Source organism: Photobacterium angustum, assembly GCF_003026365.1.
GTDB lineage: Bacteria > Pseudomonadota > Gammaproteobacteria > Enterobacterales > Vibrionaceae > Photobacterium > Photobacterium angustum.
Map to the genome: position 1 here is coordinate 203,294 of NZ_PYOM01000008.1, position 19,688 is coordinate 222,981.

Genomic DNA, 19,688 nt, shown 5'->3' on the forward strand with positions numbered 1-19,688 from the left:
GAATTGTGGAGCTATTTTTATACCTACAAGCAATGGGATAAATTACGATAAACGATAATTGTATTACGCTATTTTATTATTGTGATGAAGACCCATAACTAAAAAAGGCTACTGGTTAAGTAGCCTTGAATATTAAGTTTTATTATAAAGATTAATGTATGTGTTTTGTTGCCTGATAAAGCTGTGTAAATTTCTCACGTAATTTTGAATAGTGGTGGTGACGTATCATATTGGGTTGATGTGTTTCTATTAAGCGAGGCGTTGGACATACCTCCTCGAGAGTTTTACTCTCGGTTATAGCAAGTTGCGCTAACCTTGCAGCGCCCAATGCAGGGCCCACATTACCTCCTTCACGAAGCGTAAGCGACTGTGCGAAAATATCACATAACATTTGGCGCCAATAATGACTTTGAGTGCCGCCACCAATCAATGTGATTTCTTCGGGCTGCTGCCCCGTAACGTGAAGTGCATCTAAGCCATCGGCTAATGCAAAACCAACTCCCTGAAGAACGGCCTGAGCCATGTCACTTCGTGTCGTATTATGATTCAGACCATAAAAAACGCCACAGGCAAGTGGGTCATTATGAGGGGTTCTTTCTCCGGATAAATAGGGAAGGAATAGCAGGTTTGACTCTGGATTTGCATTACTTTCTACATCATTTAGCATTTCTGATACTGATTCATAATTAACCAGTTTTACAACCCAATCTAAACATGATGCAGCACTTAAGATCACTGACATTGTATGCCATGTATTAGGTAATGCATGACAAAAACTGTGCAGTGCAGACTCTGGGTTAATAGTAAATCTATCGCTGACAGCAAAATAAACGCCAGAAGTTCCGAGTGATAACATTGATTGACCTGGCTTTATTATGCCAGCACCGATAGCACCAGCCGCATTATCGCCACCACCAGCTACTACTGGAACGTTATGCATTCCCCATTTAAGGGCTAAATTATCATTTAAATAGCCTGTAATTTGATTACCTTCGTACAGTTTAGGCATGTGAGAGATATTTAACCCCGTGGCTGCTAATAGCGCTTGATTCCACTCTCTTTTTCCAACATCAAGCCACATTGTACCTGCAGCGTCTGACATATCCGTTCCGAATTCTCCTGTGAGGCAGAAGCGAAGGTAGTCTTTAGGTAATAAGACTTTGTCTATTTGTGCAAATACCTCTGGCTCATTTTGTTGTACCCATTTTACTTTAGGGGCTGTAAAACCAGGCATCATGATATTACCTGTTATTTGACGACTATTTGGAACTTCTTTCTCGAGTAATTCGCACTCTGATTGACTCCTGCCATCATTCCACAGTATCGCAGGCCTAATGCAATTACCTTTTTTATCTAATAGTGTGGCGCCATGCATTTGTCCTGAAAGTCCGATTGCTTTAACCAAACTTAAATCATGAATATTGGCAATTTCTCTAACGGCTTTTGTCGTTGCAGAAAACCATTCAGTTGGTTCTTGTTCTGACCATAAAGGGTGAGGTCGAGATACGTTCAATGGTGAAGATGCGCTAGCTAAAATATCACCACACTCGTTAGTAACAATAACTTTAACACTTGATGTCCCTAGATCTATACCTAAATACATATTCACTTCCTATAAGAAATTACTCGATAGATGAACAATGTTGTCAGGTTAAATAAAAGACGCAATTATGTTTTTTAGTAGCCTTAATTATGGATTTTATATTTGAGTAACACATCACATTGAAGGTTTATATGTCGTGTTAGTATGTGAATAGTTATCTGAATAAAAAGAAGATAGATGCATACATGCCCAAAAATTATCGATTAATATTGCTTTTTAATGCAAATAAAGCGTATGACCGCCAAGTGATCGAAGGGATCGGTAACTACCTCGATAAATATCACTGTGACTGGGATTTACTCATGGAAGAAGACTTTACTTATTGTGCTAAGAAGTTAGATTCCATGGTTTGTGACGGCATCATTGCTGATATGGATGACGATAATATTCGGACATTAGTAAGTCAGGTTGATGTTCCAATTGTTGGAGTAGGGAGCTCATTTAATGATCCGAATGATTATCCAGAGGTACCTTATGTTGCAACAGATAATCAAGACTTGTTAAAAAGTGCATTTAATCATTTAAAGGATAAAGGTATTGAAAATTTTGCTTTCTATGGCCTGGCAAATAATTGTGACAAACCATGGGCTAAGGAAAGGGAATTAGCTTTTAAACAAGTTGTAGATAAATTGGGTTACAAAAAGAATATTATTCAAGGTATTGAATCTTCGGTGACTAATTGGCAATACGATATGAATCGATTAGCTGATTGGTTACAAAGCCTGCCTGTTCCAACAGGAATCATCGCAGTGACAGATTCAAGAGCAAGGCATTTAATTCAAGCATGTGAACAAAATAACATACTTGTACCTGAACAAATTGCAATTGTTGGTATCGATAACGAAGAAGTGGTTCGTTTTTTAACTAAAATACCTTTAAGTTCTGTTGAACAAGGTTGCCTTGAAATGGGTTATCAAGCAGCCAAATTAATGCATGAATCTTTACTACAACCAGAGTTATTAAAAAAGCGAACATCATTGCCACGAATTGTGGTTCCTGCTAATAAAGTTCATGAAAGACAAAGCTCTGAATACGTATCATTAAATGATCCATTTGTTATTCAAGCGATGCACTTTATTAAAAGGAATGCATGTAAAGGAATTAAAGTTGAACAAGTTCTTGATCATATTGGTATTTCTCGCTCTAATTTAGATACTCGTTTCCGAGAAGAAAGAGGTCATTCGATTCATCACGAAATCCATCAAGAAAAGTTGAAGTATGCTTGTGAATTATTATGTGACATCAATATCCCTATCCAAAGCGTTGCTGATCGAAGCGGTTATCCATCGTTACAATATATGTATAGCGTATTCAAAAAAGATTTAGGGTACACACCGAAAGAATTTAGGGTTAAAGAAAGTTGTTGTTAGCTTAGAAAAACAGACAAAAAAGAACTGCTTTTCCAGTGTTTTTCTTGGAATATTTGGTTACAAGTTTTGTATTTTCTTTTTTTTATTTAGTGATACTTTCACGATGCGGGCAGAACGCACAATGTCGTCAATCGTCGTCATCTTTTTAGGATTATATTAATGAGTAATGAGATCAAACTACGCGCATTAGAGCGCACAGATCTGCGTTTTATTCACCAGTTAAACAACAACCGCACAATTATGGCGTACTGGTTTGAAGAGCCTTATGAGTCATTTGATGAACTTGAAGAGCTATATCGTAAGCATATCCATGATAGTACTGAGCGTCGATTTATTGTTGAAAACGAAGAAAAGAAATCAATTGGTTTAGTTGAGCTCGTTGAAATAAACAATATTCACCGAAATGCCGAGTTTCAAATTATAATCGCACCTGAATATCAGGGTAATGGTTATGCGCGCACTTTAATTAATCGTGCACTAAACTATGCGTTTACGATTCTTAATCTGCATAAAGTATATTTGCATGTAGCAGTTGAAAATGAAAAAGCCATTCATTTGTACGAAGAGTGTGGATTTAAGGAAGAAGGCCATTTAGTAAAGGAAATCTTTATAAATGGTAAATACAGCGATATTAAGCGCATGTATATATTACAAGACGAATACTTCTTGAGTCGCAGTAAATAATTCGAAAACCCGGCAAGCTAATTAATTTTCTTACTTGCCGGATTTTAATGATAAAAATTAACTTATTAAGCTATTTAGCTCGTTATCACAAGAAAAATTACCCATCTCAGGATCTGTCACAGCTTTAAAGTTGTGTTTGTGATTCATCTCAATACGTCCTGCGGCTTGTAATGAGAAATATTCACAGTTATCGGCTGTTATTGATAAATCATACCAACAGTGTTTACAGGTTTTATAAGCGATATGCTCTACTTTCCCAGCCTTGATCTTAAATTCCACAGGATCTTTACCGTAAATATTATCTGTTATTGTAATAACTTGAGTTTGTTTCGAATGATTTTCAATTTTAATTGATAGGTGAGGGGTAGCATGACCTGCTCTTGACTCCTTATGATCGATTGAAACAATTGGCATCTCCCGATGCTCAGATGTTAAACCTTTAACTCTACGAATGAACCCATTGGGACCAAAGGTCATTAAATCAAAGTCTCTGTGATCACCAAATGTCCACTTATCTGAAACTGTAGGCTCAAGTTTATTAGCCCCTTTAGACGCTACACTGTATTGACGCGGCATGGTCATATCATATGGGCTATTTTCAGGTGCGAGAAATTTGTCTTGCTGGGGCTCATTATGTGCAAGGTAGTTATATGTTTGATATACGATTCCTTGTTTACCTTGGTTAGCGAATTCAAACATTACGGCATCAGATTTAAAATGAATATCTACTTTCGGCGCATATGGGAGTTGACAAGATGGGCGAGAACCGTTTTGTGTAACAACGGGTAAACCAACTAAACTCATTTGTGGCTTCGTTCTTTTTCCAGACTCATCGTAACCGTACTCACGCTCATGTCCAGGTTTAGTCGAATGTTTCTCATGTTCTTTTTCTGCTGCGGCTTTTAACTGATGGGCTTGAGATTCTGATTTACCATGTGGAATATCAATCGCGTCATTACGCTTTTCAAAGTCAAAACAAGAGGTGAGGTCGCCACAGATTTCACGTCGCCAAGTGGAAATATTCGGCTCTTCAACGCCTGTTACTTTTTCTAAGAAGCGTAAAACTGAAGTATGATCAAACACCTGTGAGTTAATATTCCCTCCAATACTCCACGGTGAAATAACATAACAAGGAACACGTGGTCCTAATCCATGTGAAGCATTGTTTACAAAATCATCAACATTTTCCTCAGTTTTTGAATAGTCGGTATCATAATAATACTCATTATGGGTACTGATGTTCGTCTTACCGTATACCTTGTTATCTGGTGTTTTGTGAGGAACCGACGGTGGTGGCATATGGTCAAATAAGCCATCATTCTCATCGAAATTAACAATAAACACCGTTTTAGCCCAAATACTAGGATCTGAAGTGAGTATATCTAAGACTTCAGATGTATAAGCTGCACCTAAGGTTGGAGTTGAGCAACCTGGATGCTCAGACAAATCATTTTCAGTAACAATCCAAGTGACCTTGGGTAAACCTTCCTCACTGTTATAAAGCTCTCGGAATGTTTCGATAGAAGGTTGTATTTCTGTTCCGATACCATTTAAATAGAAAGGTGCAGATGGATTATTATGGTGCGCATCTCTAAAGGTTTTAAAACCAGCAAGCGGGTTGTCAGTGTAATTATTGTTAATATTCTGCACTAAACGCCACGATATACCTGCTTGTTGTAATCGCTCAGGATAGGTAGTCCATTTATAACCGTTTTCGATTTCATCTGGTGTATAAAAGTTTTCATGATTATTATTGATTACAGGGCCATTTTTCTTTGCGTGAGGATCATTTGTACCTGACCAGTGGACTACACGATTAGGATTAGTACCTGTTTGAGTTGAGCAATAATAAGCATCACATAAGGTAAAAGCGTTAGCGAGAGCAAACTGAAAAGGGACCTCTTTTTCAGTGAAATATCCCATTGTCCTATCAGTTTTATTAGGAAGCCATTGGTCCATTTTACCGTGTGCATTTGCATATTGAGCATTATTAAAAAAATGGGGGGTACCTGCAAAAAATTCGTATCCAATATTTTTGCTGGTATTAAAATACCAAGGTAATAAAGTCTTTTTGAAAGTACTTACTTCGTCTGGATTTGGGTTATGCTGATTCCAAACAAAATCGCCATTCGGTTGTCTTAATGGAAAACGGTCAGCGAAGCCCCTAACACCCGGCATTGTGCCAAAGTAATGATCAAAGGAACGGTTTTCTTGCATTAAAATAACGACATGCTCAACATCTTTGATACTGCCATGCTTGCGGTTTGCAGGAATTGAAAGTGCCTTTTCAATACTTGCAAACACATTTGGGGTTGTACTAATTGCAGCAGCGCCAGCACCAACAACGGCAGACTTTTTTATAAATGAGCGACGACTATCGTTTACCATAACAATTCCTTATTAAAAGTGAGGTTTAATCAACCTTCAGCTAATTTGAATAAGAAATATTTCAGAACTATTAAACTATTGTTGTTAGTGTAGTTATTAACATAGCACTGACATTCGTTACGTAAAATTCATCACTAATTCACTAATTCGTCATGGTTAAGTCATTGTATTTATTGGTAACTGTGCTTCTACCATTATCCCAGAATGGATACTTTTTCATTGCTTTTGAAAAAATAGGGTCTTGATAAAGGCTACTTAACCATTGCTTTATATTTGGATAATCAGTTTGTCTAAACCATTGACGTTCAATATGCGAAAATTGTCGGATAAAAGGTAATATCGCGTAATCAGCTAAGCTCAGTGTGTCAGTCATTAAATACTGATGATTGGACAGTCGGTTTTCGAGATCGGTTAGAAATGATTCACAAAGTTTACGATATATTGGTACTTCTGGATTATGATAGCGGGCATCGGCTTTATAATGATCCAATGCTGAAATGTATTTATGATCATTTCTTGCAATAAGGCTGAGCATTTCAGGAAAGAAGTGAGGGGCATGACTCAGTAGTAAATTGTGAGGATCATTCTTATTCAAAGCCCAGATCATGATTTCTAAACTTTCATCAATATAATCACCATTTTCTAATACAAGTAAAGGTACGGTTCCTTTCTGTGTTATGTCTAACATTTCGTCAGGCTTTCGCCTTAAATCAATATCACGTTGCTCAAACTCAATTTCAGCAAGTATTAGGCTTAATCTTGCTCTGATAGCATAAGGGCATTGTCTTAGTGTATATAAAATAGGTACTGACATATCTAAAACCTTCTACTCATCCCCTTTGTTATTGAGGGTAGTCTAAAATATCGCATGATGCGTATATGTATGTATTGTATTGTATTTATTCATTCCTATAAGCTAACAAATTAGAGTATAAAGTTCTGTGTATACGATAAATTTACAACCTATGCAACGATTATTTATCTTGTTTTAATTTGATTCTGTGATGAGAGTAATACGGATGGACGAGCAGTTAGATCAATATATAACACAACAAAAACAGGCGTTTCTACAATGCCCTATGCCTGAATTACAAGAAAGGTTAACAGATTTAGAGAAGATCTCGTTATTAATTACGCAGAATCAACATGCTATTTGTCATGCGGTTGCACAGGATTTTGGTCAGCGTTCAGTTGCTGAAACAGCATTGCTTGAAATATTTACCAGCATTGAGTGTATTAAATATACACAAAAAAATCTGTCTCGTTGGATGAGAATACAAAAACGTCATACCTCGATGTGGTTTAAACCCGCTAAAAATAGAGTCATGCCTCAACCTGTTGGTGTTGTTGGTATTATAGTGCCGTGGAACTATCCCTTATTTTTAGCTATTGCACCATTAGTTGCCGCGATTGCTGCAGGTAATTCAGTGATGGTGAAAATGTCTGAAAATTCCCAAGAGCTCTGTCGATTGTTACAGCAGTTATTTACAGATACATTTGCACGAGAAAAGGTGCGTTTTATTGCGGAAGAGGGAGGCACAGGTAAAGCATTTTCAGCATTACCGTTTGATCACTTAGTCTTTACTGGTTCAAGTACAACGGGTAAAGCAGTAATGGCAAATGCGGCGAAAAACCTTGTACCAGTAACCTTGGAGCTCGGGGGAAAATCACCTGCTATTATTGCCGATGATTACGATATAAAGAAGGCATTAGAGCGAATTTTAGGCGGTAAAACTTACAATAGTGGCCAAACGTGTGTAGCGCCAGATTACCTATATGTTCCAGAGGATTTATTGCCAGAAGTTATAAATAAAGCCAAAAAAATTATTGCTAAGCGCTTTGTTGATACTAACCACCAAGATTACACATCAATTATTGATAGTCAGTCTTTTGAACGATTAGTGACGACATTAGAAGATGCAAAAGCGAAAGGGGCCGATATTTATAATTTGATCCCCAATTCATCACCAGATTTGCATTCGCGTAAATTCCCACTCCATCTTGTTACAGGTGTGGATGAAACTATGCAAGTCATGCAGCGTGAGATTTTTGGCCCTATTTTACCTATCATTAGCTATCAATCGATAGAGCAAGTTATATCATTAATAAATAAAGGTGATAGACCACTGGCCTTATATCTCTTTTCTAACAGTAAAGATTTACAACAAAAGGTAATTCAGCAGACACGTTCAGGTGGCGTAACAATTAATGATGTAATGTTACATGTAGCGCAAGATGATTTACCCTTTGGTGGTTCAGGCCATAGTGGGATAGGTCATTATCATGGCAAAGAAGGCTTTGAACGTTTATCGAAGATGCGTCCTGTAATGTATCAAGCTTCATTGTCATCGATGAAGTTATTATATTCACCGTATTCATCATTAGGTAAACGTATGATTAACTTTATTATTAATCGTAAGTTTGGAAAATATGACTGATTATAGTCGCAGTAACGTAATTTATGTGGGCTTTTGGCAACGTGTTGTCGCAACGATTGTTGATACATTGGTTGTCTCATTAGTCACTGCACCATTATTGTATAGTTTATATGGTGATTTCTTCTCGACGGGAACAAACTCGACTTTTGATCCTGCGAGTGTACTCATTAATTATGGTCTGCCATTCATCGGCGTGATGCTTTTTTGGTTTTACAAATCAGCGACGCCAGGGAAAATGGCAATACAGTCAATCATTGTTGATGCAACAACAAGGAATAAACCAACGGTTAAGCAATTTATTATTCGTTATTTAGGTTATTTTGTATCAGCAATCCCTTTAGGAATAGGCTTGCTTGCTGTTGGTTGGGATAAACGAAAACAAGGCTGGCATGATAAATTAGCCAATACGGTTGTGATCAAGAAATCAAAATAATCTGCCTAGATATAAATGACGAGATAATAAAAAGCCCTTAACGATGAGATCGCTAAGGGCTTTCTTTTATATATGTTCAGCGAAACGAAAGAATTATTTCTTAGTGTATGCTGCAATGATAACCATTTGAACGCCGTCTGCACGACCTAGGATATGAAGAGGGTTATCAGTCAGGCTGATGTTACGTACCGGTGTACCACGCTTAATTACCATGCTAGAACCTTTAACTGGAAGGTCTTTGATGATTGTTACGTTGTCACCAGCTTGTAGTTTTGCGCCGTTTGCATCAAGCGTTGGAACAGAAGCTTGTTCTTCTTCAACAAGGCCCTTATCTGCCCACTCTTTAACATCATCTTCTAGATACATCATGTCAACTAGGTCCATTGCCCAGTCAGTTTTTGAAGATAGACGCTTAAGTTGACGGTAAGCCATTACTTGTACAGCTGGAACCTGACTCCACATAGAGTCGTTTAGGCAACGCCAGTGGTTTTCATCTGTTGTCTCTGGATCTTCAAGCTGACCACGGCAAGTATCACAAAGGTATACACTACAGCCTGCGCTCTTATCTTCAGACGCTGGAACTGCGTATACAGCTAGGTTATTTTCAGAAGAACATAGTTCACATTTTGATTCGCTACGATCTTTTAAAGCTTGTTCGATAGTCATGGGAATTGTCCATAGAGTTATTGTGGGCACATTATGCACATCAAATAATCATAAGGGAAGAAAACAAGCGCGAGATCACGAAATATATAGTACATCAGACTGTTTAGTGTCCAAAGGAAGAAAAAAGTCATAAGAATTTATCTAGAAGCCAACCAAAAAGTAATTAACCTTTTTAACCTTTTTAACCTTTTTAACCTTTTTAACCTTTTTAACCAAAACCAAAACCAAAACCAAAATTAAAGCCATAGTTATGTTTACGATGTTTTATTTATTGAATGGTCATGATGATTAAAATAGCCGTTGTAATTAGTAATTATTCTTATTCAGGCTATGAGTGGTGTCACTTTTTTACTTCTCTCCTCTGCTTGCTTGGTAATAATTTGTTACTTTATAAGCCTAATTAAAAGGAAATAATTAAGAAGGCTTGTATGAATAAAATTACAACGTTAGGGCTAGCTATTGCAGGAATACTGTCTTTTCCTCTTTCTGCAACGGCATCAGAAAGTGATATTAGTGCATATATTATTGGTGGTAATGAAGTTTCAGTAGCACCTTCTGATAATTTCATGGCATCTTTGAGAATAAATGAGGGAGATAAAAAACCTTTTTGTGGTGCAACTGTTATCGATGATAATTGGATATTAACTGCGGCTCACTGTGTTGTATATGAGGTTCAAAGTACTTCATCAGATAATAAATATGATGTTCTTAAACCTAGTCAGGTAATGGTTACAGCAGGAATTACTGATAATAGTCAATATACAGCAGAAGATGAATATCAAGCTAGTCATGTTGTTGTCCATCCTTCATACAGTCCAGAAGTTCGATTTAAAACGGATAATGATGAAAATATAACAGAAATCACATCTGCGTTTTTAGATAATGACGTAGCATTAATTCGCGTGAAACGTACTTTTTCTAATGTCGGTCGAGTACAAATACCATCAAGTGTTAAAGCTAATGAATTAGACAAACAACTAACTTTGCAATGGAATAATGATAATCGAGAATCGAACCTAGTTATAAAAGGGTGGGGGGCAACAACAATAAGTGGTGATAATCCATCTGATTATCTACAAGAAGCAAGTTTAACTAGTTATCCTATTCAAGAATGTTATCAATATTATAGTGATGGTGGTTTTGAAGGCCAATTTATTGATAATCCGGCTAGTCTCTTAAAAATCTGTAGTTTACCACCTAAATTATTGTCTCGAGTGCCTGTTGCTTCTGGTGCTGACGCTTGCTTTGGTGATAGCGGTGGCCCAATAATGACTCAAAGTAACAATGGTGATTGGTATCAAATCGGTATCGTTAGCGGAAGTGCTGTGACTCAGGGGCTTGCATGTGGCTCATATTCAAATCCTACTTTTTATGCCAGAACAGGTACTTTTAGTGATTGGATAGCAAAAATTACAAATACTGTTCCTGAACAACCTGTTATATACCCTGATTTTATATCGGAACAAAAAAATAAAATTATCAGAGCTTGTAATGACAGTATTTCTGCTAATAACTGTAATATCAATGAAGATGATGGTGGAAGTGGCGGCCATATCGGTGTTTTATCGCTTGGTTTACTTGGAATGATGACTTACTTAAGGCGAAAGAAGAGTTAACAGGCTCAATATTTTTAATATAAACCATCAGTGTAAGCTGGTGGTTTTTTTATGGAGGGTATTTATGTAGTTAGGTAGCATAAAATTATCAAAAGTTGTATTGAATTATGAGTAATTAAAACGATTTATTCACAGTATTTTTATGTCATAAATAAAGTGAAATTAATAACTATTTAGAATCAATTTATTTGTTTATTTTACTTAAGTTAATGAATGTTAATGTTTAATTTTTGTTTTTATCGGTCGTTAGTGTTACAAAGCTACTCTTGGAATAAGTATGGTAAGGAGAAACTAATTGTCCCTATTATCCACAGAAGCTGTGTATAACTCTGTGGGAAAAGCAGATAGGCTAGATTTGGTGCCGCCTCTGCTAAAGTCAAGAAGTTGTTAATGATAAAAATCATGTAATTGATGCCTAATTGATTTAGTTCAATATATAGACATAAAACTAAATTTTTCCTTAAAAGTTAGCATCTTTAGTATTATGCAATTTCTTGTTGTAGCCATTCAGAAAGTGCCATTAGTTCATCATAATGTTCTGAATGCGTGAGCAATAAGCCACAAACAATGGATATAACAGATTTGGCATTAAATGGATAACCAATTGCCGCTTGACTTAAGTCATTCATCATATGGTGGTATTGGATAGTCGTATCATAGTAGACTTTGGTGATCACTCCAGCATCAACATTCAATTTCAGTTCGACGTGCCCCCATGAAAATTCAGTTTCTAATGATTCAATAAAACTAGGTGATTGACCATAATTCCAGTCCCAACTTTTCAGACGATAAAAAATGGTACTAAATTCGATCCAATCTGGATGCTGGTTATTGACAATAACTGTATTTTCTACATCAAGCTTTAGTGTTTTTTGAATACTATCACTAATGTAATGGCATAATTCATTATGTTCTAATGGACGAATATGTTGGTTAATTGAGGTATAAGATCGTTCAAGGTTTTGATGATTGAGAATAGAATAACGACTATTCATATACTTTGATATATCAGCAAGAGAGGTATTTACTCTTAAAGTTGTATGAAAAAATAAATAATCTTCAGAGACTGATAATGCTGTATTAGAAATTTTTTTATTCTCAACTAAGCATTCAAGATTGTCAGATACTGCGATATCTATTTTCAATGGCTCAAATGTGTCTATTAATATTTTTTCAATTATGCCTTGTGTTAAATAATGAGTAGGGCCGATTAAAGCAATATTTGTGTGTGTTAAATCTTGATAGATAGCACCGCCAATTGTATGACGCCTTACAATGTTAATATTTTCACTACGAAGTAGCTTTGGCTTACATACACGCCAAGGGTTTTGGTCTTTCCCTATATTAACAGAGCGCTGATTTTGCCATAAAAAAGCAATAATATTGTTGCCATTTACTTGTTTCAGTAATGTTTCTTCAATCGCTTGATTGAAGCTTGGATCTGTTGATTCTGAATAATAGATAGACAGTTTCATGAAATTATCTCTCATCATCAATCTTAGAATTATAAAAGGTATATTGTTGCATATACGCCAAGTTTAATTAAGTGAGATAACTAAGAATTAAAAGTATTTATATGAGGTACATCGCATTAGTTATTTTTAAATTTAAAAATACTGTCATTTAATACCAAATTGGAATTTGAACAGAATTTTATTAAAAACAATAAATACCTTTATGACTATTTAAATAATAAAGTGTGATCTTGATATTGATTCTGTTGTTAACTTTTTATTTAGAACCGCGAAATAAGTATATTCATACTTATCTTATTTAATCAGCTGCGGCGTGATTTAATCATAAATAGAAGCATGTTATGTCATTATCAATAGTACAGCGCACCATTGTCGGCTTTATAATAATGTTTATTCTTATTGCCGTAGTTGGAAGTATTAGTTATATCAATACTAGTCGAATCCATGATCGCCTTACCGATGTAACTGAGGTGTCGACACCTATGGTTACATCGGCAAGTCAATTACTCGCGAGTTTACGTGAAAATCAGCTATCAGTTGTTGATTACCGTACGACTCAATCATCGAACTTATTAAACGAGCGAAAAGAAGCGGTATCAAAGGCTCAAAGTGAATTTAACACCGCAAAACAGCAAGCATTGCAATATGCTGTTGATGAAGAAGCGCAAGAAAAACTATCTACAGCACTTGCTGCAGCCGATAAGTTTTTTGAATTATCACAAAAAACAATTAACACACATAATCAATGGATTGCAGTTAACGACCGATTAACAGAGCTTAATTTGTCGTTTCTTCGTTTAGAAGATACTTATCAATGGGCCGCGAATTTATTACTCCAACGTGCGAGTGTAAAACGTTCTTTAAGCAATCGAGCAGAACTTATTACCAGTGGTATCAGTCGTGACTTAAAAAATGTTCGTCGTGCTAATAAAAATACTAACTTTGAAAAACTAAGCCAAGTACTTGCTAAAGATATTGAATTAGCAAAACAAGGTTTAGAGCGTATTAATGTGCCTGAAGATGTGAAAGCGCGTTACGCGCGTAATTTACAACGCGTCCATGATTTAGCATTGGGTAAAACAGGCTTATTGGCAGTTATGGCTGAAAATAACCAGTTAGAAAGTCAACTATCAGCGCTGAATCAACAGTCTAATAAGCAAGTTGTTATTACTCAAACAGCACTTAATGACTATATGCAGTATGCGAGTAGCAATGCATCTAATAGTCGAAATGCTGCTGATGCTGCAGCCAACCAAGCGACTTACAGTATTATTATTGCCTGTTTGATTTCAGGTGTTATTGCTTTAATTATTGCCTTTACTACGGCAAAAAGCATCCACACACCATTAGCACGAATTAATGCAGTATTACGTAAGATGACTGCGGGTGACATGACCCAACGTACTAATTACCAATCTCAGTGTGAATTTGGTGCGCTTTCTCGCTCTATCGACCAATTATCTGAAAGTATGGCTGAAATTCTCACAAAAATTAACGATGGTTCATTACAGCTAGTAACAGAGGCAAATAAAACCGCTGTTACAAGTGAACAAGCGATGAGCCGTGTTGAAGATCAAAAACAACGTACCGATCAAGTAGCCGCTGCAATTTCTGAATTAGAAGTCAGCGCGAAAGAGATTTCACGTTCATCTGATCTGACTGTGAGTGAAGTAAATGAAGTAAATCAGGCCGCACAACAAGGGCGAGATCTAGTTTTTAATAGTCGAAACATTACAGAGCAACTATCGGTTGATATTACTGAAGCGGTTGATATAACGCGCAAATTAGAAAGCTTTACGGTGAATATTGGCAGTATTTTAGATGTTATCCGTGGCATTGCTGAGCAAACGAATTTGTTGGCTCTTAACGCGGCGATTGAGGCAGCACGAGCAGGTGAGCAAGGGCGTGGCTTTGCAGTGGTTGCTGATGAAGTACGTGCTTTAGCAAATCGAACTCAACAATCAACAGAAGAAATAAATGAGATGATCGATAACCTTCAGCACAGCGCTGAAATGGTAACTAAGGTCATGGCGAGAAGTCACAAACAAACGGAACAATGTGTTGAACAGACACGCTTAACCGATGAAACATTACAATCGATAGCAGATCGTATGCGCGTTATTCTTGAAATGGCAGAGCAAGTTGCTCATGCAACTGAAGAGCAAATTTCAGTGAGTCAAGATGTCGCTGAGCATATTAATGGGATTGCGAGTGTTGCTTATAACGCAGAATCAGAAGCGCGCGAGTCTGCAAATAGTAGTGAATCGCTATCGAAACTAGCTGCAGAGCAACGTCAATTGATTGAACGATTTAAGGTATAAATATGAAACAGATAATGGCTTCCCCTTTTTATACAAAGGTTCAATCAACCTTATGTCGCAGCCTTGTTATTAGCGGTATCACGTTAGCTGGATTTTCACCACTATCGGTGAGTGCGCAACAGTATGATTCCTCATTAAAAGGTACGGTATTGGTTGATTCTTGGCGGCAAGATGATGCGATTTGGAAAGAAAAGATTATTCCAGCATTTAATAAGCATTACCCAAATATTAAAATCACCTATCGTTCACCAGAAGGGTTGACCTCATTTCTTGATGATTTGAATACCAATCTCGCGAATGGTAGTGCTGGCGATTTGATTGCCTGTCGTCCATTTGATGGTTCGCTAAAGCTGTTTAATCAGGGGCACCTTAGCGATATTACAGAAATGGCAGGAATGGAAAACTTCCCAAGCTTTGCATTAAGTCCTTGGCAAACTGATTCTGGTGCACAGACCTTCTGTTTACCTATGGCCTCTGTGATCCATGGTTTTTTCTTTAATAAAGAAGTATTTAAAAAACTCGATTTAAGTGCGCCCAAAACAACAGCTGAGTTTAATCATGTGTTGAATATGATTAAAAACAATGGTCAGTATGTGCCTTTAGCAATAGGCACGAATGATAAATGGGAAGCCAGTACTATGGGTTTTCAAAATATAGGGCCTAATTACTGGAAAGGCGAAGATGGGCGATTAGGATTGATTAACGGCACTGAGCGTTTTGATTCACCCAAATACCGACAAGTGTTTCAGGAGTTAGCGAATTGGAATAAGTTTTTAGGTAAGGGGTATCAGACTCGTAAATATGCCGATTCTATCGAATTGTTCAAAACAGGGAAGGCTGCTATATATCCTGCAGGTTCTTGGGATATTAGCACCTTTACAGGGCAGCTTGATTTTGGCGTATTTCCGCCTCCGGTAGAAAAGCGCGGTGATGAATGTTACTTCAGTGATCATACTGATATTGGTATAGGGTTAAATACCAAAGCACAGAATAATCCAGCGGCAAAAGCGTTACTAGAATGGATGACAACGGCTGAGTATGCTGAGTTATTGACTAACGCTATTCCTGGTTTCTTCTCGTTATCTAACCATTTCTTCGAGGTTGAAAACCCGATAGCGAAGGAAATGATGGGATGGCGTAATGAGTGTGATTCTACTATCCGAAGTGCTGCGCAGATTCTATCTCGGGGTAAACAGAGTTTTGAGGCTCAAATCGATCAAACCAGTGTTGCCGTATTAAATGGTACAATGACACCAGAACAAGCAACACAGTTAGTTCAAGCGGGGTTAGATTCATGGTATGTGCCACAAAGAGAAGCAAAAGTTGCAAGTTTAATTTGCCAAGAATAACCAGATATGCGTTTTCAAAAGCTACTATCTAGAGATAGATCATCGCTTTTTTGTTTGTAGCGGTAAATTCTTAATTTATCTTAATAGGATAGATGCATTAGATATTGTTATCTGTTTATCAGGTGATTAATATGCAGTTTCATTGTGTTTAGGTGTCGTATTGTGTCGAAGATATTAGTAGTTGATGATGACGTTCAATTGTGTGCGTTATTAACTGAAGTTCTTGAAGATGAAGGTCATGAAGTTAGTTGCGTTCATTGTGGTGAATCTGCGTTAACATATCTTCAATCAACGGGTGTCGATCTGATACTGCTTGATGTAATGTTACCCACACTTGATGGCATGCAGGTTGCTCGTCGTATTTGTCAGCGTTTTGCAACACCAATCCTTATGCTAACAGCATTAGGAGATGAAACAACGATGCTTGATGGTTTACAGGCTGGCGCTGATCAATTCTTGGTTAAACCATTTAAAGTCGAAGAATTACTGGTACGTATTTCGACAATCTTACGAAGAGTCGGTTTAGAGCGCCAGCGTCATTCTTTGCCCTCATCATCGGTTGAATTAGAAAGTCAGCTTTCTCGCCTACCTTTAACTGGTACCGAGCTCGATCTGCTTAAATACCTTATTAAGCATAATAAAATTGTCGTCTCAAAAGCCACATTACAAAAAGACGTTTTAAAGAAAGAACTTAGCCCGTTTGATCGTAATCTTGATATGCATATCAGTAATATACGTCGAAAAATGGTATTAGCAGGAATGTCTAAACAGCACATCAAAACAATACGTGGGCGAGGGTATAGCTATTCTTCGTGTGTTTCGGAGTAATGAGCTCGTTTCAAAGATAAAAAATAAGACGATCAATGATCGTCTTATTTTTTCGGTCTAGATAATAGAGCAACCATCAATTCTTTAATACACGATTATCTGTAAAAGTGAGTAATTCAAGGTTAAAAGGAGTCGCTTGTTGTTTTGGGTATTGCTGAGAAAATAATGTTTTATCACGTTGTTGATCATAACTATGCTGTAAATAGCCATACCCACTTGGATACTCAAGATTCCAAAGTTCACTTTTTGCTATACGGCTAACGGCAAGAAATTGTCCAATATAGCTTGCTTGGTTAGCACTAATAGAAAATGTAATATCCATTTTGCTGTTGTTTTTTGAGATCAGCGTTTTATTACCATCTGAGCCTTCCAGTTGAATACTGAAAATTTCGTATTGTCCAACGGGTAACTCAATATTAAACAAATGGCCGCTAATTGTTGGATTTTCAAAATGCCCATCTTCATTGTTATTGGTGATCGTAATAATATTACTATCCGCAATACTAGGAGTGTTGGTGTTTAGAGGGCGAATGTTAATCGTTGTGATCAGATTTTTACCTGTTTTCGGCCATTCGGTATTAGCACCCAGAGTACCAACAAGATAACCTGTGGCTTGATTATTCTCATAAACTGAATCAGGAACAGAGACTTGTAAACCTGATGAACAACCGACTAATAATAATGTCAGTAAACTAATAATGGTCTTCATCATAGAACTTCCTTTTGCTGTGATGAATAGAGTTGAGAAGCATAATTTTAAATTAGTATGAATGCTAAAAATAAACGCTATAACTATTGTCATGTAAAAATACAGTATCGTCTATCTCAGGCTCATATTTTGTGACTAGGATAGGCTGAATTGCTAGTTATTATAGATAAAAAGAGAAGCAAGTGTTTTGGAGTATAAACAATTGAGTGTTTCTAATGTGATACAAGGAAAGCATCGACTTCCTTTGCATAAGCAAAGCTTAGTTTTCCGACTTTTTTCATACTTTACCGTAGGGTTACTACTCATATTAGGGCTTCAGAATTTAGCTGAAATAGCCCTAGTTAAAACCATGCTACATGTGCCTCAACATGTACAACAAGATATTATGAAGATGGCGACAGATGTAGAGCCTTTGCTTACTGAAAACGGTGATCCGCAACGACTTGCTCTGTGGGAGAGTAAACAAAAATATTATGCTTTTGCACTTAACAGTGATAACAAAGAGATAAGTACCCGAGTAATGCACCCGCATTTTAAGTTTAAACTGAAATTTGCTCGACCATTAAATTCAATTTTAGATTCTCGTGTAAATCAACCCATTTTTATGATACCTCTAAAAAATGGTAATAAATTGATGGTTCAGTTACCTCATGAATTACATCCGGCTAAAAATTTTTCTTTGTATTTTGGCTTAATACAGGTAGTGATTGCTATTCTGATCACCTTAATGTTTTCGTTAATTATCGCACGCTATTTGCAGCGACCATTAGATACGTTAAGACAAGCGAGTCGTACCTTAGCGAATGGTGATTTCTCAGTGCGTGTCGCTCATGTTATGGGAGACAAAGTAAAAGAGTTTAATGAATTAGCGACTGATTTCGACAATATGGCCAATCAAATACAATTATTAACAGAGAAACAACGGCGTTTAATTCGTGATGTTTCTCATGAACTTCGAACCCCTTTGGCTAGACATAATTTATCATTACATTTAATCCGAAAGCGTACCTCATCTGAGCATTTGCATTTAGTGGATCGGTTAGAGCAAGAATCAGAAGAGATGAATGAACTCGTCACTGAGATCCTTGAATTTAGTCAATTTGAAAATGCAAAAGCGAATATCAAGCTTATTCCTGTCGACGTTCAAACTTTCTGTGATTCAACGGTTGAACAATGTCTACAGCTTAAAGCGCAAGGCCAATCGCTCATTAAAGATATTGATAGAACACTGCCAATGGTTCAGACAGATGCGCGATTATTAGTACGAGCAATTAAAAATTTAATAGGTAATGCGATTAAATATGCTGGAAGTGAAGCCAATATTACAATTCATACCAGTATAAGAACGAACACGGAAAAGTCTTATGTTGTTGTATCGGTCTCAGATGATGGTGATGGCATTCCAAAGCAACATTTAAAACATATCTTTGACCCGTTTACACGCATAGAGGGGGCACGTGATAAACAGTCTGGCGGCTATGGTTTAGGGCTCGCCATTGTAAAAGAAGCGATGCAAGTCACTGGAGGTCAAGTCGAGGCGGGTCGTTCAGTTGATGGTGGTTTAAAAATATCGCTATTATTACCGGTTACAGAAACAACAAAAAAGTAGCCTCAAATAAAAATAAAAAAAGTGATATCCTTTCAGGCTATCACTTTTTTTGATTATGACTTATAGAACTAAATAACTCATATAATAACCGAATTCTTTTTAAGAATAATATTATTAAATTTCTCACCTCTTGATAATTACTACCTATTGAATCAATAGATTTATAGTATTAGCCACCCGTACTCAATTGATTTAATTT

At 36.8% G+C, this 19,688-nt stretch carries 15 protein-coding genes; 9 read left to right on the plus strand and 6 right to left on the minus strand.

Features of this window, described 5'->3' with window-relative positions; translation table 11 throughout:
• Positions 1 to 151 precede the first annotated feature (151 nt).
• Positions 152 to 1,603, minus strand: coding sequence for a xylulokinase (gene xylB / locus CTN01_RS10460; protein WP_045147403.1), 1,452 nt, complete (start codon positions 1,601 to 1,603; stop codon positions 152 to 154).
• A gap of 146 nt (positions 1,604 to 1,749) precedes the next feature.
• Between xylB and CTN01_RS10465 the strand changes: the two genes are divergently transcribed.
• Positions 1,750 to 2,973 (plus strand): XylR family transcriptional regulator, encoded by a 1,224-nt coding sequence (locus tag CTN01_RS10465; protein WP_230626921.1) that lies wholly within the window; start codon positions 1,750 to 1,752, stop codon positions 2,971 to 2,973.
• Between the two features lie 159 nt (positions 2,974 to 3,132).
• The gene (gene speG / locus CTN01_RS10470) at positions 3,133 to 3,657 is read left to right on the plus strand and encodes a spermidine N1-acetyltransferase (protein ID WP_005364831.1); all 525 of its coding nucleotides are present in this window, start codon (positions 3,133 to 3,135) and stop codon (positions 3,655 to 3,657) included.
• 57 nt (positions 3,658 to 3,714) lie between these two features.
• On the opposite strand, the gene CTN01_RS10475 is transcribed toward speG, so the two are convergent.
• Together CTN01_RS10475 and CTN01_RS10480 are read right to left on the minus strand one after the other, a co-directional pair.
• Positions 3,715 to 6,045, minus strand: a complete 2,331-nt coding sequence (locus CTN01_RS10475) for a phosphocholine-specific phospholipase C (RefSeq protein ID WP_107342159.1) — start codon at positions 6,043 to 6,045, stop codon at positions 3,715 to 3,717.
• Positions 6,046 to 6,187: 142 nt separating this feature from the next.
• Entirely contained in the window at positions 6,188 to 6,859 is a 672-nt protein-coding gene (locus CTN01_RS10480) for a glutathione S-transferase (RefSeq protein ID WP_045147401.1), read from the minus strand.
• Between the two features lie 205 nt (positions 6,860 to 7,064).
• On the opposite strand from CTN01_RS10480, the gene CTN01_RS10485 reads away from it, so the two are divergent.
• Together CTN01_RS10485 and CTN01_RS10490 are read left to right on the plus strand one after the other, a co-directional pair.
• On the plus strand, positions 7,065 to 8,483 hold the full coding sequence (locus tag CTN01_RS10485; RefSeq protein ID WP_052666526.1) for a coniferyl aldehyde dehydrogenase: 1,419 nt from the start codon (positions 7,065 to 7,067) through the stop codon (positions 8,481 to 8,483).
• Positions 8,476 to 8,916: an RDD family protein gene (locus tag CTN01_RS10490; protein ID WP_045082238.1), complete on the plus strand. Its 441-nt coding sequence runs from the start codon at positions 8,476 to 8,478 to the stop codon at positions 8,914 to 8,916. Before CTN01_RS10485 ends, CTN01_RS10490 begins: the two co-directional genes overlap by 8 nt.
• A gap of 93 nt (positions 8,917 to 9,009) precedes the next feature.
• On the opposite strand, the gene CTN01_RS10495 is transcribed toward CTN01_RS10490, so the two are convergent.
• Positions 9,010 to 9,582, minus strand: a complete 573-nt coding sequence (locus tag CTN01_RS10495) for a PhnA domain-containing protein (RefSeq protein ID WP_045147399.1) — start codon at positions 9,580 to 9,582, stop codon at positions 9,010 to 9,012.
• Positions 9,583 to 10,010: 428 nt separating this feature from the next.
• Here CTN01_RS10495 and CTN01_RS10500 point away from each other — a divergent pair, with 428 nt between their 5' ends.
• Positions 10,011 to 11,198: a trypsin-like serine protease gene (locus tag CTN01_RS10500; RefSeq protein ID WP_045147397.1), complete on the plus strand. Its 1,188-nt coding sequence runs from the start codon at positions 10,011 to 10,013 to the stop codon at positions 11,196 to 11,198.
• Between the two features lie 482 nt (positions 11,199 to 11,680).
• Here CTN01_RS10500 and CTN01_RS10505 read toward each other — a convergent pair whose 3' ends face one another.
• Positions 11,681 to 12,673 (minus strand): lipoyl protein ligase domain-containing protein, encoded by a 993-nt coding sequence (locus tag CTN01_RS10505; RefSeq protein ID WP_107174364.1) that lies wholly within the window; start codon positions 12,671 to 12,673, stop codon positions 11,681 to 11,683.
• Positions 12,674 to 13,014: 341 nt separating this feature from the next.
• Here CTN01_RS10505 and CTN01_RS10510 point away from each other — a divergent pair, with 341 nt between their 5' ends.
• From CTN01_RS10510 to CTN01_RS10520, 3 genes are all read left to right on the plus strand, one after another.
• Positions 13,015 to 14,994, plus strand: a complete 1,980-nt coding sequence (locus CTN01_RS10510; protein WP_045147396.1) for a HAMP domain-containing methyl-accepting chemotaxis protein — start codon at positions 13,015 to 13,017, stop codon at positions 14,992 to 14,994.
• Positions 14,995 to 14,996: 2 nt separating this feature from the next.
• Entirely contained in the window at positions 14,997 to 16,343 is a 1,347-nt protein-coding gene (locus tag CTN01_RS10515; RefSeq protein ID WP_080896143.1) for an ABC transporter substrate-binding protein, read from the plus strand.
• Between the two features lie 162 nt (positions 16,344 to 16,505).
• A complete protein-coding gene (locus CTN01_RS10520; RefSeq protein ID WP_045147394.1) occupies positions 16,506 to 17,171 on the plus strand; it encodes a response regulator transcription factor in 666 nt (221 codons plus the stop codon).
• Between the two features lie 76 nt (positions 17,172 to 17,247).
• On the opposite strand, the gene CTN01_RS10525 is transcribed toward CTN01_RS10520, so the two are convergent.
• Positions 17,248 to 17,883, minus strand: a complete 636-nt coding sequence (locus CTN01_RS10525; protein WP_244155947.1) for a hypothetical protein — start codon at positions 17,881 to 17,883, stop codon at positions 17,248 to 17,250.
• Between the two features lie 199 nt (positions 17,884 to 18,082).
• On the opposite strand from CTN01_RS10525, the gene CTN01_RS10530 reads away from it, so the two are divergent.
• Positions 18,083 to 19,489, plus strand: a complete 1,407-nt coding sequence (locus CTN01_RS10530) for a sensor histidine kinase (RefSeq protein WP_052666524.1) — start codon at positions 18,083 to 18,085, stop codon at positions 19,487 to 19,489.
• Positions 19,490 to 19,688 lie beyond the last annotated feature (199 nt).